The organism is Arcticibacterium sp. (assembly GCF_055134445.1).
The window spans coordinates 68,249-83,340 of sequence record NZ_JBSRVI010000034.1 but is presented as its reverse complement, the minus strand read 5'-3'; the positions used below and the strand labels follow the sequence as shown (position 1 = coordinate 83,340).

The following is a 15,092-nucleotide window of genomic DNA, read 5'->3' as shown; positions in this document are numbered from 1 at the left end:
CAAAAAAACCTCCCAGATTTAATTAGAAAGCCGATTTGCATGTGATTTTTACTTTTGGCTGTCAAACTTGGGAAAAAAGCCCGCTTGTCAATTTGACGAGCGGGCTTTCGAATTTATGATTGAATCTTATTCCGCCACATTCCACCATAATGGCGTTGTTAGTCTTACTGCAGGTATATTAGAAGGCATGTTTTCATAGTTTCTGTCTTCCTCGTTATACTCGTAAACCATTCCTTGAATCCAGTCATTTTCATTAGGGAAAATTGCCAAGTTCACATTGGTAGGCCTAGACAAGTTCTTATAGATTTCAGAGCTGTAATCCATTCTTCTCATATCTACCCAAGATTCCGGGTCAAAAACCAAAGAAATATACTTCTGCGTCATAATCTGTGATAAGGTTAAATTAGCGGAACCCATCTCTTCTAGCTTAGCAATGTATGGAGCAGCATCTGCTGCTGCCACGCCAGCTTTAGTCATGTCTGCAATAACCCCAGCTTTTAAGGCTGCAAAAGCACCTGCTTTGTCTCCTTTTCTAAACTTAGCTTCAGCTTCGATAAATTTCACTTCGCTAAAGGTCATCAGATAAGTAGGAGAGGTAGCACTGGTATACGAACCTCCGTTACCTATACTGTATTTATCTCTTCCATTGACAGGGCCAGCACCTATTTTCACACCTATGTATTCGCCGGTGGCAGTAGCAGGAACAATAGTTCTTAGTCTAGGATCCTCAAATGGGATGGCTAAGTTTAGAGAATTTTTTAAGGTTTCTACAAAGAACTCAGACCAATAATCCACTCTTGAGCTACCGTAACCTTTAGAGCTGTAAGGCTGATTGTCATTTTCTGTCAGACCGCCTCCGTAAGTTCTCATGGCATTGTCGCTGTTTGACGCTAAAGCTTTTGAGCAAGCTTCAATAATGGCGTCTGCATTATAAGCCATGTCTCCAGAACTCTTTTTAGAAAGATGGTTCAAGTATCTGGCTTTAAGTGCATAAGCTAATTTCATCCACTTTGCCTTGTCTCCTTGATAGAATACATCTCCATTGGCTGTGTTTAGCTCTATATCGCTGGCCTGGTTTATTTCTACAATAGCCTCATCAAGCATTTTGATAATATTGGTATAGGCTATTTTCTGAGTTACAAACTTTGGCGTGATGTTCATCGTTGATTGACCATCGTAAGTGTCTTCAAAAACGATATCACCGTATTGGTCCGTCGTACATCCAAAATTATAAGCTCTCAAAATTTTACCCACCGCCACAAAGTTTGGGCTATTATGCGTTTTACCAAGAGCTATTAAGTCTGCCGAATTTGGCAGTGAGTACACATAGGCATTTTGCCAAAGGAAATATCGACCCGTCGTAAACTCATTATTCCAAACTTCAGAATAGTAGTTTGCCACGTTCTGTGATCCATATTGCATGACACCTAGCACCTCTCTACTTCCACGATAAAGCGTAGCCGCAAACGTGTTTTCTATAGCTCCTTGAATTCTAAATTGGGGAGCTAATGAAGCGGTTGTAGGAGCCGTTACAGAGCTGTTTACATCAAAAAAGTCGTCACTACAGGCCGTCAATGCCAATAGCGAGAACATATATAGAGCTTTAGATAATATTTTCATGAGTGATTTTCAATTAAAAAGTTACTTTCATTCCTACATCAAATCCTTTAACGTTTGGTGTGCTTAGGTTGTCAATACCCACAGAACCAGCACCCAATACGCCAGCACCAAATGCGTTTATTTCAGGATCGACCCCGCTGTAGTCTGTTATGGTTAAAAGATTTCTAGCCGTAACGTAGAATTCGATGTTTTGAGCAGGGAGTTTTTTACAAACTGATTTATCGATGTTATAAGATAGGTTGACATATCTCAATCTACCATAAGAGCCATTTTCAGTGAAGTTATCTGCCAGTCTGCTGTAGTAGTTCTGGTAGTAGTTTTGGTCTTTAGTTACCGCAACGGTATTTGGAGAGCCATCTGCTCTTACTCCTTCAATGATAGTCGTGGTTCCTCTGTCGCCAGTTATTGCACCTACGCCGTAATAGGCCATGGCAGATTTGGTGGCATTATAAACGGTATTACCGGAAGAGATGTCAAACAAGAACGATAAAGCAGCATTTTTGTACTTGAAACTGTTTGTGATACCCAGTGTAAAGGTTGGTTGTCTGTCAATATCGGTAAAGGTTTGGTCCGTTAATGTTGGGTAACCATTGGCATTTATAATAACCTGCCCTGCGTCATTAGTAACTGCTCTTTTACCTCTAAGTCCAAACAGTGAACCATTTAAAATTCCCGCACCCGCGGCAGAGTTTAAGAAGGTCCATGAGTCTGAAAGGTAAACTTCATTAATTGCACCAGGAAGGGTTTTTACTTTAGACTCATTTCTAGCGAAGTTGAAAATGGCATTCCAGCTCAGGCCTGAAGTGTTTTGAAGTATTTTATAACTTAATAAAGCTTCAAAACCTTTGTTTTCAATAGAGCCACCGTTTAAGGTAGCATAGAAGGTTCCGGTAGTTGGGGGTACGCGGATATCAGTTAAAATCTGATTGTCAGATACGGTATTATAATAGGTTAAATCTAAGGTTAATCTATTTTGAAGGAATCTTGCTTCCGCACCAATTTCAAAACTATTGGTAAATTCTGGCTCAAGACTTGGGTTTCCTACGTCTACCCCGTTCCAAGTGTATGCAGAACTTGCCAGGCCATTGATATTAGTACTCAAATAACTCTCTAATTGACCAATAGGAGCATCTTTACCAACTTGGGAAAAGGTAGCTCTCAATTTCAAGTAATTTAAAGCCTCAAATGAACTTAGATCTGTTAGTTCAGTCACCACAGCCGCTAAACCTACAGAAGGGTAGAAGAAAGAACGTTTGTCTACTGGTAAGGTAGATGACCAGTCGTTTCTTCCCGTAACATTAAGATAAAGGGCATCTTTATAACCTAATCTAGCCTCACCAAAAATGGCCATTCCTCTTCTTCTAGAGATTATCTCGGTAATCGATTGGTTTTCTTTAGCAATGTTGCTGATATTAAATATCCCAGGAGCTAGAAAACCGATACCGCTTAAGTAGTCCGTTTTTTGATTATAGTCCTCTACGGTATTTCCAGCCAATAAACTTAAGCTAAAATCATCCGACAATTTGGTGTCGTAAGTGGCTATTAAATTGGACGTATATTTCTTATGAAGTCTTTCATATTGAGCAATAGAGCCTGATGTTCTAGACTCAATAAAAGAGCCTGTGGTAAGAGAGCTGTTATGTTGGTCATAAACGTCAACCCCAAACTTATAAGCCAAGTTTAACCCTTTCAAAATATTATAATCAAGGCTTAAAATACCCATAAAACGATTCAGCTCATTTGAAATAGGATTCTTATCCATACTCCAATATGGGTTATCAAACATCTGGTCTACATAGTATGGTTTCTGTGTGCCATTGGTGTTTAGGTAATCATGAATGTCAATATTGGCAGGATAAGATAAGATACTGGTATAGCTGCCGCCGGTTGCATTTCCGTCTCTTGTACTTGAAATATTGGTTTTAACATAATTCGCTGTAGCACCTACGGTCAACTTGTTGTTCAGTTTGGTGTTATTGGATAACCTGAAACTCGTTTTGTCGTAAGAAGTAGTAGGAATAACGCCGTTGTTATCTAACCTCCCAAGAGACATGTAGGTACGACTTTTATCAGATCCTCCAGAAAGGCTGATGTTATTATTATAAGAAACGGCCGCTTGGTAAAAATCTTCTATGTGGTTATAAACCTTTGTTCCTGAACCTAACTGCTCTCCCCAAGAAAGAGGACTTTCCAAGTTATAGGTATAAGTTCCATTAGAACCTAGTATTTGTTCCCCTTGACCGTAAGCCGTTTGTATGCCTGGTGTTCCAAGTATAGAGCTGGTGCTTATGGTTCCGTTATAGCTTACTTTTACGCTTCCTGCTTTTCCTTTTTTTGTGGTATAAACTACAGCTCCAGATGCGGCTTGGATACCATATAGGGCAGCAGCGGCTGGGCCTTTAAGTACGGTTACACTTTCTATATCCTGAGGGTTTAAGTCAGAAGCTCTGTTTATGCTTGCTACTTCTGAGCCTCCATCGGTAGAGTTGTCAATAGGAATACCGTCTACAATAATAAGCGGTTGATTACTTCCAGTAATAGAAGTACCACCTCTAATCATAATCACAGATGAGGCTCCAGGTGCTCCACCAGAATTGGTTACTGTTACCCCAGCAATTCTACCTTGAAGGGTATTGATCACATTGTTCTGATTACCTTCTGTTAACTCTTTGCTTTCCAAGGACTGGATAGAGTAGGCTAAAGATTTCTTCTCTTTGGTAACACCAAAAGCTGTGACTACCACTTCTCCCAAAAGTTTGGTATCCTCCTTTAGACTTACGTCAATTACGCTTTGGTTACCTACAGTAATGGTCTCAGTTATTAAACCAATGAAAGAGTAAGTTAGCACATCTCCTGATTTTGCACTGATTTTGTATTTACCGTTTGCGTCGGTAGTTGTTCCTGTGGTGGTTCCACTGATACTCACACTTGCTCCAGGAATAGGTTCATTGTCCGTTCCAGTAACCTTTCCTGTTATTTGTGCATTAGCAATGGCACAAATGAAGCTCAGGAGAATAATAAGTTTTGTTTTGATCATAAAAGAAAATTTGGCTTGTTTAACGATTAGTGTAATTAAAGTATGGATTGCATTCAATGAACTTGGGAAAATTCTCTTGTGTTAATTGAAGGGGTACAATTATATTTGAATATGGGCGATAAACAAATTATTCTAGACCAATTCGATGGAAGTGAAGAGCCCTTCTTCCTTTTATACAATAAGAGTTCGTTTTTTTACAAAACACAGGGCTTTTGACGTCATATATTTAGACTTACCGAGATTCTAAGTTAATGGACGTAATACGGATTATATTGAAAGGTATTGTCTATTTGAGGGCTTGATGGTTGATAATTGTGCTTTTGATTGCCTTTTGTTTTAAAGCTCTTTTAATTTACAGCCTACTTAAATTTAAAAAATGCAATTGCCTAAAATCGAAAATATTTATTCGGCTGCAGAGCTACTTACAGGGATAGTGACGCATACGCCGCTGCAACATAATCTGAACCTTTCTGAAAGGTTTGGAGCTAACATTTATTTAAAAAGGGAGGATTTGCAGTTGGTTCGTTCTTATAAATTAAGAGGAGCATATAATAAGATGGCCTCTTTAAGTCAAGAGGTTTTGGATAGAGGGGTTATTTGTGCATCTGCAGGAAATCATGCCCAAGGTCTGGCATGGGCTTGTCATAAGTTGGGTGTGAAAGGCACGGTCTTTATGCCAACGACCACACCTGCTCAGAAAATAAAACAGGTTCGGTTTTTCGGTGGAACATGGGTAGAGATTAAGTTGGTTGGAGACTCTTTTGATGAAGCTTCTGTGGAAGCAAAGAAATATACTATCGAGTCAGGAGCTACGTTTATTCACCCTTTTGATGATTTACACGTCATAGAAGGTCAAGGAACTGTCGGGCTTGAGATTTTTAAGGACGCGGATTTTAAAATTGATTATGTTTTGTTAGCAATAGGAGGCGGAGGTTTAGCTTCTGGTATCTCTACGGTTTTTAGTCAGCTTAGTCCACAGACCAAACTCATAGGGGTGGAGCCATCTGGTGCTGCTGCCATGAAGGCGTCTATAGATGCTGATAAACTTATTGTTTTGAACGAAATGGACAAGTTTGTGGATGGTGCCGCAGTGGCAAAAGTAGGGGAGATAACCTTTGAAGTTTGTAAGAAAGGTCTTTCAAAAGTAATTCTTGTGCCGGAGGGCAAAGTCTGTTCTGTGATTTTAGATTTATACAGCGAAGAGGCCATTGTAGCAGAGCCAGCGGGAGCCTTGAGTATTGCGGCACTTCCTGATATGCAGGATGAAATAAAAGGGAAGAATGTAGTTTGTATTATTGGTGGAGGAAACAACGATATCCTTCGGATGGAGGAAATAAGGGAGCGTTCGCTGATATATGAGGGACTAAAGCACTATTTCATTATTCGCTTTGCTCAAAGAGCAGGAGCCATGAAGGAGTTTTTGGACGATGTTTTGAGTCCAACGGATGATATTGTGTTTTTCGAATATTCAAAAAAGACCGCTCGTGAAAGAGGGCCAGCCTTGGTCGGTATTGAAATCAAGAAGAAAGAGAACTTTAAGGGCTTAATCGAAAGGATGAACAAGCTCGGTATTAAGTTTACTTACATCAATGACAAACCTGAGTTGTTTGAATTTTTGGTCTGAGATAGGTCGAATATATCAGTCTTTGGGAGGCATTCCTCTTAAAATGTTTCGATATGAATCTTGAAGCCCTCTAGGCCTCTCGCAATTTTCGTGAATAAAAAATTGTTCAAATTAAATCTTATCGGACTTATTTGAAAGATATCTTTATCAAGCAAGGTGAATTATTGACGAGCTATACCTAGCTTTTGAGAATTTCCTGTTTAAAGGATTCAGTTTAGAAGTTCAGAGAATTTAAGATATGCAACAGATGATTGATTACGTATTCTCATCAATTTAAACTACCAACTACAGTATATACTACATTTATATTGCTGGAAGTCTCATTTGCAAGTGAACTTGCTTTAACTCGGAACTGAATTGGAATATTCTCTCTACAGCCAATGAATTCCATTACTTTCAATGCATTGTTACCATCATTTGGAATTTGGATATAATTTCCCCCATTTTCTGGCGATAAATTTCTAGGGCCGAGAGGTTGAATAAGTAAATTATCATAAATTCCATCTGCGGGAAACCTGTCACCTCCATTTGAAATTGTTTTCGCCTCAATTATCATATTAGCTGGAACTCCTACCGTATGCATGTAAACTTGGTATCTAAAAACATATTCTGAGCACACAAAAGAAGATTCCAATTCCAAACCAGTTGTTGGGTCTACTATTGGGTCTAAAATAAATGCTATTTCTGTGGCATTAAATGCAGATTCAAATCCATTTATGCCATCATCATTGCCCGCTTCAGTAACAAGGTCAGAGAAATTTTGAGAGATGGTTGGGAAGCCAGTAACATCTAAAGAACCTGGGAGTATTTGACAAATTCCAACTTTACTCAAAATGGTAAAAATTATTACTAAAATTATCTTTTTCATGATTGGTTATATTTATTCTATTGTGTAATTAATTTCAAAGCCTGTTGGTAATGAAATGCCATTGGGATTTAGAATTGTATATTTGAGCTGATAGCCAGAATTTAGACCATCGCCAGTAAATCCGTTTGGTATATTAGAAATAAGACTTTGTTTTGCTTGACTTATAGAGACAACCCCAGCTGGGTTCCCTGAGAAATTACCCCCAGCACCAGTAGTAATAATTTCCACATTGATGGTCATAGATGCGGGAACAGCCTGATTCGCTGCTACATTAATTGATGCATTCTGAGAGTTTAGGCTTCTGTGTGTAAAGTTTACCCAAAGTTCCTCATTAACATTAATTGTCGAGAATGCTGGTAGTCCTGCTTCTAACGAAGTAACTGTGCCTCCAAAACTTATTCCTACCCCTGGGTCTGGCTCAACATCCAAGATTGCAATGGGAAGAATGTTCACTTGAATGGAATTCGATTGCTGATCACCTCCAAATACAAAGGCAGTGGCATTATTGGCGTTTACTGTGCTTTGTGCCTGAATAGTATTCATCAGAATCACAAAGAGTAACGATATGTATATTGACTTTTTCATATTATTCAGAGACTTGTATTGTAGTGTTTTTGAACTTTATTTTCCTTACTCTTTCCCTAAGCATTAATTCAACTTTTTCTATGTCATTGGTCATTAGCGATATTTCAGTTTTCTTATTAAAAGGAACCAGTGTGTTTTCTGTCAAATTATTTATTGATAGCGTGTAATTACCTGGGACAATTCTGGTAAACCTGAATTTTCCATTTTTATCGGCACGTACTGTGTAATTGTAAAGACTATTTTTAAGGTTTATTTCTCCACTTAACACTAGTGATTGGTCATATTCATCAACAATTAATTGACCATGTAACTCCTTGGCCTTCACTAATTCAATTACTACTGATGGGCTTGCATTTTCAAGAATAGAAATTTCAATTGGAGTAACTTCTTTTGTTACTACATTCATTGGGAGTGATGATTCTTCAAGTCGCAATTGATGGGTTCCTTCATTTATATTGTTTAATTCAAATTCTCCTTTTGAATTAGATTTAACAGCCAAGCCATCCGCAATGAATTGAATTCCTTTTAAGCTTATTGACGGATCTGATGAAAATACTCGACCCTTAATACCACCTAGTTTCAGCATTTTTTTCAATGGAACACCGAACTTGAAGGTGTACTTCACAAAAGCAAAAAGTTCACGTTTGTTAGTTACGCTTGGATTCATATAATAATTTACTCTGGCTTCGATTTGATGATTTCTTGTAATTTCCATGAAAAAGCCTGCATTTATTAAGTCTCTTTTTTTATAAGTTTCTTCTGGACTAAAACCGCTATTATAATTTGCATTAAATCTGAAACTTTGGCTCAAGGTATAATTAAGTCCAGCTCCATAAAGGAAATAGTCATTCAGGCTATTGGCCCTAGAATATCTATTTGTGTGATTATGACTAAAACTTCCTCGAACTGACAGTTGCTTGTTTATTTTATAATGAGCATTTAGAAAATGACCATAAGTATTTCGAATATTAAAACCGTCAAGGAATAAGTTTTGGGTTCTTCCAATCCGTCCATTTAGATTAACAGATAAGTTCGATTTTTTATATTGATATCGATAATTGATTCCTTTTTCTCTATAATTGAAAATTTGATTAACACTTAAATCTTCCCTAATTCTCTCATACGCTCGGATATTAACCAATTGGTTCATGTTGAATCTATAACCCGCTGAAATAAATTTATTTTGGAAATAAGGTTGGATTCCATAAATGGTAGAATCAATTCGTTCATTGACCTTGGAATAGCTTTGGCCAACACCTAGCATTAATTTTTTGTTCTGATAATTTATTGCATTAGAATATCTAACACTGTTATTAAGCATTCCGAAGTAATTCTCTCCTGCCAATGTGAGATTCCCATTATAATAGAATTTCCCAAGCCTTTGCGTAAGATTTAAATCTGTGGCAAAATCTATTTCCCCTTTATTTATACTGCTGGCAAGCTCTGTGGTTATAGTTGTATTATCTGTAAGATAACTACCTTCCAGTACTAAAATTTGCCCACCACCTTCAATTACCCTAATGCCTTGGTTGTTATTGTATTGAGCAATATCATTCGAACTAGTAAGTGACAATCCAAATCTTAAATTATCATTATGTTGGTAAATCGCTTTGCCTCCGAATATTGGTTTTTTTGAAATATAAAATAACCTTGGTTTTGAATAAAAGACTGAGAAAATCCAATTTTTATATGACTGGTCTATCTTCGCACCTATTCCATAGCGACTGGCAAAACCTAATTTGTTGATATTAAAAGTATGATCCCCAAGCTGGATAGTTGTTTTATCTTGATATCTGTATGTAAGGCTGTATTGATCATTGACGGCCAATCTTGTTAAATTAGACTGATTTGGTGCTCTAACTATCATGTTTATATGATGGTCTTTTAAGGTATCCAAATAGCCATTACCTTTAACTTCTATGAATTGTGCATCATAATATTTCCCTCTAGTAATATAGTTTGAATGATAAAGACTTGCTTCCATATTGTATCTAAAAAAGGCATCTTTCTTGATTATTTTATTAGGAAAAACCTGAGTTGTACTAAATGCTTTTTTTACAATTTCGGATTCTAAAACCTCCACATCTAACCTCGTACTAACAGATTGAAGTCTTGTACTTTTTTTAGAAGTCTCTTGCTCTACCTCAATTACTTTTGATTCGCCAGGCAGTATTTCTATTTTAGATTCTCCAATAAGTGTATTTACAGAACTCAATTGAATCATTTCTGCTACATTGCCAAGATTGATGATTTCGTATTTAGAAGTTATTTTCTCACCTGACTCCAAGGCTTTAGGGAAAGATGCCACTTTCAACTGAATATCATGATTCATTCCTATATTAAAGCTAACGGTCTTATTTCTAATCGGAATCTGGTTGGCCGTAGATAAAAGAAAGTGACCATAAACCTTTCCAGGAGTTTCTAATTTAGGAATAGTGAAACTTATGTAAACCCATTTTTTCTTTCCAGCTGGAATGGAATGTATAGAAGTGTTAGTGTGCATTTGCCAGCTATCTGGTAATTCAAGAGAGGGCATTATCTCTTGCGTAGATTTACTTTTATTTCTAAGTTCAAAAGATAAAGTATGGCGGGCTCCTGTGCTGTAGGATTGAGTTTGATGAACAGTATTTATTTCAAAAAGTGATTGGCCCATGACTGACATTGTCATCCCTAAGAAGAAGAATACTGTAGTGAACAAAAATATGTTTTTGGCATGTAACATCACTATTGAGATTTAGATGGTGAATTATTTAGTTGAAAAAGACAGATTAGTTCCCGTAAACTCCTCTCGACTGTCTGCCAAAAGAAGACATTCATATTGATCTGGAGGAAGTTGGGAAATATCTAGCTTATACAGTCGGCACACTCCGGGAAAGACAATATTGCGATCTGTCTTAAACTCGGTCACCTTTTTTCCATTGCTGTCATACACCTCTAGGGTAAGTGTAACACCCTCGATAAATTCACCCAAATTTTTAACTTTGATGTCTAGGGTTTTGGAAGCCGCTTCATTGTCTTTTTGCAGTTTTACTGCCTCAAATTCTAAATCTACTTCATCAAATCCATTAACATTTGTAAGCAATCCGATGGCGTATCGTATTTTAGTGGCAAGCCCAATATTGTTGCCTACTACTTCTTCTCTTATTGGGTCATCCACGGTAATCATTAACATCGACCAAAATGAACCTCTAAGGTTTTCATCAAATGGAATTTGAATACTATATCGATAGACAAACCTTTCGTTTGGCTCCATTTGTTTGGTCATTAGCCCGCCTTTGAACCAATCACTGGAAGATTGCTCATGAGGGTTTTTCTCCGTAAATACTCTGTAGGCTTCGCAGGAAAATAGGGCTTCATTAATTTCGAAATTTACTAACTGAGGTTTTGAGCTAGAATTAAACAGAACAACCTCACCAGAAAGCTCTTCACCTGAATTTCCGTTGTATACGTGGGTCAAACCATTCAGTACTGTTACTGTAGCAAAAGAGATTTGTGTGATAATTAACAATGTAAAAATTAGTACGATTGATTTCAGGTATTTCATTGGTTCGCTTTGTTTTATGATTGCAAGTTCCGCATTACCTATATCTAAAAAAGTGATTCTTCGACGAGTTGCAGTTAACCTTCGGTGGTTTGTATTTAACCTTCTTTAACTCCAGAGAGCTTATTATAAATTGAGGCTTCGAGTTGTCCAGTTTTACTTTTGGCGTCAAGTGATTTTTCTATTATCCTTTGTTTTAAGCTTAGTTCTGACTCATTTGCTTTAATTTTTCTAATAGATATCTGTTATTAGGATTACTTAATAAGTTACTGACTATCCGGAAGTAGTAGTTGTAAATGACATTACAGTATTGATTAAATTGCTATCAAGGTTAGAAACCTTGCACTTTAGATTGGCACAAAAAAAAGGCCTCATGAAATCGTTTCATAAGGCCTTAAATTATAGCGTCAATACTATTACAAATCAGACAAAGTATATCTTAAATTAGCCTGATATAGCCCAGCTTGGTAATCAGCAAAGTTTCCGTTTTGCTCTAGTGTATAAGTTAATCTTACACCACTATTTCTGTCACCAGTATAAACACTTTCAATACTGTTTACAAGTGTCGCGTCTGTACCAATTGGTGTAGTTGCACCCAAAGCTACTCCAGTTGTTACTACTGTTCCTGCCGAATTTGTAGTTCCACCATTGACTACAACAATTGGAGGTTCTGGAGTTATTCTTAAATCCAAGCTATTAGGAAAAGTACTGCCTGTCTCTAACTGAACATCGATTTGTCTTGTAACATCAAACCCTGAACCACCTGCACCAGTAACACTCGTATAGTTTAGGAACAAATCGGTATAACTCATGTCCTCAAATGCATAGAGACCAGCTTCTCTATTGGTACCAGCCAGAGTAACATCCGTCATGTCCATGGAAATGGTGGCTGCCTCTGTTCCTGTAGTGTTGTCAAATAAATCTAATATTGCAACTTCTGGAACATTAACATCCAGCTGATGCGATGCAATGTTTGTGTCGTTGTTGTCTTGAGCCATTAATGATCCTGCGATAATGGTAAACGCTGCTGTGATAATAAATTTGTTTTTAAACATAATAAATTTGTTTTGTTAAATAGAAAATTTTGTTTCGATGCTCAAACCTAGAGCCTTCCCTCAAGAAAAAAACTCAATCTTAGTTCACTGACACTTTAGCTTCGGCGAATGGTATTTTTATTACGTTTAAGAAAACTCGGATTTTAGAAGCTAAACCATGTTGAAATTCCAGAAGTATTAATTTGCACTGCTTTATGGAAAACCTGTAAAAGTTTATTGAGCTCCGAAGGTCGCATTGATACGATTCAAGAAAATAGATATCAGAATTATCTCAAATGGGGTGTAAGTGTTTAATAATCCTATTCTGAGAACGGGAAGTATCCTTTACGGAAAAAATAATAATCTATGTTTGGTTTAGAGTAAATCCAGACGTCGAAGGAATTCGGTTCTTTTAGAACGACTAATTGGTACCACACTTTTTTCAATTAAGATGGTGTTATCTTGGATGTCGACAATTTTTGAAAGGTTGATAACATAAGACCTATGTACTTGGAAGAAGTACTTTGGAGGTAATTTTTCAAGTACATTTTTTAGTGTAGAGTGAACCTTGTACTCTTTTCCCTTGGTCTTAATTAATATATAATCTCCTTTAGCTTCAATGAGGGAAACTTCAGCGGTCTCAATTTTTATCAATGTTCTGTCAATATTAACAAAAAAAGTTTCTTTGCTTGAAATCAATTCTGTGTTAACAGCTTTGCTTAGTTCTGGAGTCTCTGAATAAACAGAGGGAGCTATTTTTTTTATCTTAGTTATTGCCTTTGCAAATCTTAATTGGGAAATAGGCTTAACCAGATAATCTATTATACATTCAAATTCAAATGCATCTAAAGCCAAAGAGTCATCAGATGTCGTTAAAACTACCATAGGTGGATTCTTAAGCGTTTGAACAAAATCAAATCCAGAAAAATCCGGCATATGAATATCAAGGAAAATTAGATCAATGCTGTGGTTATTTAGAAACTTGATGGCTTCAATAGGCTTTGCGAAAGTGTCAATAACTTCTAACTCAGACACTCCTTCACAGAGTCTTGTTAATATTGTCCTTGAAAATGTATCATCGTCTATGATTATGCAATTCATCCGGTGGGTCTTGATATTTAGAGTAAGAAAGTAATGTAGACTTATGAACCCTAGTACTTTGGTTTTTGTGAATCTAACTATTTTTCTAATTATCGTAAAAATAACTGGGTCAAATATTTAAAGATATTATGGTACACATTGCTAATTGGGAAAAAACAATTCTTTTGAGAAGCTTAGCACCATTATAAAACAACCTTTTTTATTGCATTGAATAAATCCTTTGGATTAAATGGTTTGGTCAGATAATCATTCATACCACTCTCAAAGACACTTTTCTCTGCCTCTGTAGAAACAGAAGCCGTCAAAGCAATAATGGGAACTTTGCTTCCCAGTTTTCTGATTTCTTTTGTGGCAGTAATGCCATCCATCACAGGCATTTGTAAATCCATTAATATTACATCATATTGATTTAAAACTACTTTTTCGACCGCAACTTTTCCATTTTGGGCAAGATCTATTTCCATTCCCCAATATTGCATCATTTTATTTGCTACTATAATATTGAATTTTACATCTTCCACAAAGAGCACTCTAACACCTTTTAATGAATGTGCTGCAACATTTTCTTCTCTTTGAATATTATTTTTATCTCTATCACTGGCTTTCTTCATTCCTAGATTAAAAAAGAAACGCGAGCCTTTTCCGTATTCACTTTCTAGTTGAATTTTACTTTTTTGGAGATGTAGTAGTTGTTTAATGATGGATAAACCTAAGCCGGAGCCTCCATGCTCTCTATTATTCTCAGCATTTATTTGGCTAAATTTTGAAAATATTTTATACTGATCTTCCACCTTAATTCCAATACCATTATCTATTACCGAAAATTCAATAAACCACATTTCTGCTGTTTCTCCGTTCAATTTTGCTTGAATATTTACTTTTCCTTGATTAGTGAATTTTAGAGCATTTGAGACGAGGTTGTTCATGACTTGGTTAAGTCTTACAGCATCGCCAAGAACAATTTGAGGTAAGTTTTCATCCAGGTCCAAAACAATTTCATTTTCCTTTTCTAGTGCTCTGAAATTATTCATATCTCTAATTTCAGATAGTATCTCTCTGAGATTTAATGGTCTTTCATTAAAATAAACCTTTCCCTCTTCAATTTTACTAAAGTCTAAAATATCGTTGACTAGATTAAGTAGATTTTGAGATGATACATGTAATGTGGCAAGGAAGTCTTCTTGGGATTCCAAATGCTCTTCTTGCTTTAGTATATGAATATTTCCTATTATTGCATTCATTGGAGTCCTGATTTCGTGACTCATAACTGACAAGAAATCTGACTTGGCTTTTGCCGCTTTTTCCGCTTCATTCTTTGCTTTTATCAAAGTGTTCTCTAACTCATTTTTAATTTGAAGCTGTCTTTGAAGAAGTTCTATTATCTCTATTAAGTCATCAGTGTCATGTAAAACATCTGCATTAGTTGAATCGATCTCTAATAGAGTTTGCTTCATTTTTAGGATTGAAGATCTTTTTAATTCATTTTCATTTTTTAGGCTTTTTAAAACATTTTGGTACTCCTTCTCACTTATTTGAAAAGCATGCTCTGTAATTCTTTTATCCCTATCAAATGAAGAAAAAGTCTTGCTTATCGCTTCTAATAAATCACTAATTTGCTCATGACCAAGTTCTTCGGGGTAATGCTTATGCAAATGCCTTTGTAATAGTGGATGTAGTTCCAT

Annotated in this window: 10 protein-coding genes; 1 reads left to right on the top strand and 9 read right to left on the bottom strand. The window is 36.4% G+C overall.

The features are described from left to right. Positions 1-126: 126 nt before the first annotated feature. Entirely contained in the window at positions 127-1,620 is a 1,494-nt protein-coding gene (locus tag ACTBZY_RS04330; RefSeq protein ID WP_463045110.1) for a SusD/RagB family nutrient-binding outer membrane lipoprotein, read from the bottom strand. 13 nt (positions 1,621-1,633) lie between these two features. After that, complete coding sequence (locus ACTBZY_RS04325) at positions 1,634-4,657, bottom strand: SusC/RagA family TonB-linked outer membrane protein (protein ID WP_463045109.1); 3,024 nt, start codon at positions 4,655-4,657, stop codon at positions 1,634-1,636. A gap of 376 nt (positions 4,658-5,033) precedes the next feature. Between ACTBZY_RS04325 and ilvA the strand changes: the two genes are divergently transcribed. Further along, entirely contained in the window at positions 5,034-6,281 is a 1,248-nt protein-coding gene (ilvA, locus tag ACTBZY_RS04320; RefSeq protein WP_463045108.1) for a threonine ammonia-lyase, read from the top strand. Positions 6,282-6,549: 268 nt separating this feature from the next. On the opposite strand, the gene ACTBZY_RS04315 is transcribed toward ilvA, so the two are convergent. The 7 genes from ACTBZY_RS04315 to ACTBZY_RS04285 form a co-directional block, all read right to left on the bottom strand. Further along, positions 6,550-7,149 carry a hypothetical protein gene (locus ACTBZY_RS04315; RefSeq protein WP_463045107.1) on the bottom strand — a complete coding sequence of 200 codons (600 nt, stop codon included), beginning with the start codon at positions 7,147-7,149 and terminating at the stop codon, positions 6,550-6,552. Between the two features lie 12 nt (positions 7,150-7,161). Continuing rightward, complete coding sequence (locus ACTBZY_RS04310; protein WP_463045106.1) at positions 7,162-7,734, bottom strand: hypothetical protein; 573 nt, start codon at positions 7,732-7,734, stop codon at positions 7,162-7,164. A 1-nt stretch (position 7,735) separates the two neighbouring features. After that, positions 7,736-10,387, bottom strand: a complete 2,652-nt coding sequence (locus ACTBZY_RS04305) for a hypothetical protein (RefSeq protein ID WP_463045105.1) — start codon at positions 10,385-10,387, stop codon at positions 7,736-7,738. A 93-nt stretch (positions 10,388-10,480) separates the two neighbouring features. Further along, positions 10,481-11,278, bottom strand: coding sequence for a hypothetical protein (locus tag ACTBZY_RS04300; protein WP_463045104.1), 798 nt, complete (start codon positions 11,276-11,278; stop codon positions 10,481-10,483). Between the two features lie 413 nt (positions 11,279-11,691). After that, on the bottom strand, positions 11,692-12,330 hold the full coding sequence (locus ACTBZY_RS04295) for a hypothetical protein (RefSeq protein ID WP_463045103.1): 639 nt from the start codon (positions 12,328-12,330) through the stop codon (positions 11,692-11,694). A 354-nt stretch (positions 12,331-12,684) separates the two neighbouring features. Next, entirely contained in the window at positions 12,685-13,410 is a 726-nt protein-coding gene (locus tag ACTBZY_RS04290) for a LytR/AlgR family response regulator transcription factor (RefSeq protein WP_463045102.1), read from the bottom strand. Positions 13,411-13,592: 182 nt separating this feature from the next. Beyond that, positions 13,593-15,092: a response regulator gene (locus tag ACTBZY_RS04285; protein ID WP_463045101.1), complete on the bottom strand. Its 1,500-nt coding sequence runs from the start codon at positions 15,090-15,092 to the stop codon at positions 13,593-13,595.

What these genes read in the sequence shown, in the direction of transcription:
- ACTBZY_RS04330 (WP_463045110.1), bottom strand. Translation starts at nt 1,620, where the DNA reads ATGAAAATATTATCTAAAGCTCTATATATGTTCTCGCTATTGGCATTG.
- ACTBZY_RS04325 (WP_463045109.1), bottom strand. Translation starts at nt 4,657, where the DNA reads ATGATCAAAACAAAACTTATTATTCTCCTGAGCTTCATTTGTGCCATT.
- ilvA (WP_463045108.1), top strand. Translation starts at nt 5,034, where the DNA reads ATGCAATTGCCTAAAATCGAAAATATTTATTCGGCTGCAGAGCTACTT.
- ACTBZY_RS04315 (WP_463045107.1), bottom strand. Translation starts at nt 7,149, where the DNA reads ATGAAAAAGATAATTTTAGTAATAATTTTTACCATTTTGAGTAAAGTT.
- ACTBZY_RS04310 (WP_463045106.1), bottom strand. Translation starts at nt 7,734, where the DNA reads ATGAAAAAGTCAATATACATATCGTTACTCTTTGTGATTCTGATGAAT.
- ACTBZY_RS04305 (WP_463045105.1), bottom strand. Translation starts at nt 10,387, where the DNA reads ATGGGCCAATCACTTTTTGAAATAAATACTGTTCATCAAACTCAATCC.
- ACTBZY_RS04300 (WP_463045104.1), bottom strand. Translation starts at nt 11,278, where the DNA reads ATGAAATACCTGAAATCAATCGTACTAATTTTTACATTGTTAATTATC.
- ACTBZY_RS04295 (WP_463045103.1), bottom strand. Translation starts at nt 12,330, where the DNA reads ATGTTTAAAAACAAATTTATTATCACAGCAGCGTTTACCATTATCGCA.
- ACTBZY_RS04290 (WP_463045102.1), bottom strand. Translation starts at nt 13,410, where the DNA reads ATGAATTGCATAATCATAGACGATGATACATTTTCAAGGACAATATTA.
- ACTBZY_RS04285 (WP_463045101.1), bottom strand. Translation starts at nt 15,092, where the DNA reads ATGGAACTACATCCACTATTACAAAGGCATTTGCATAAGCATTACCCC.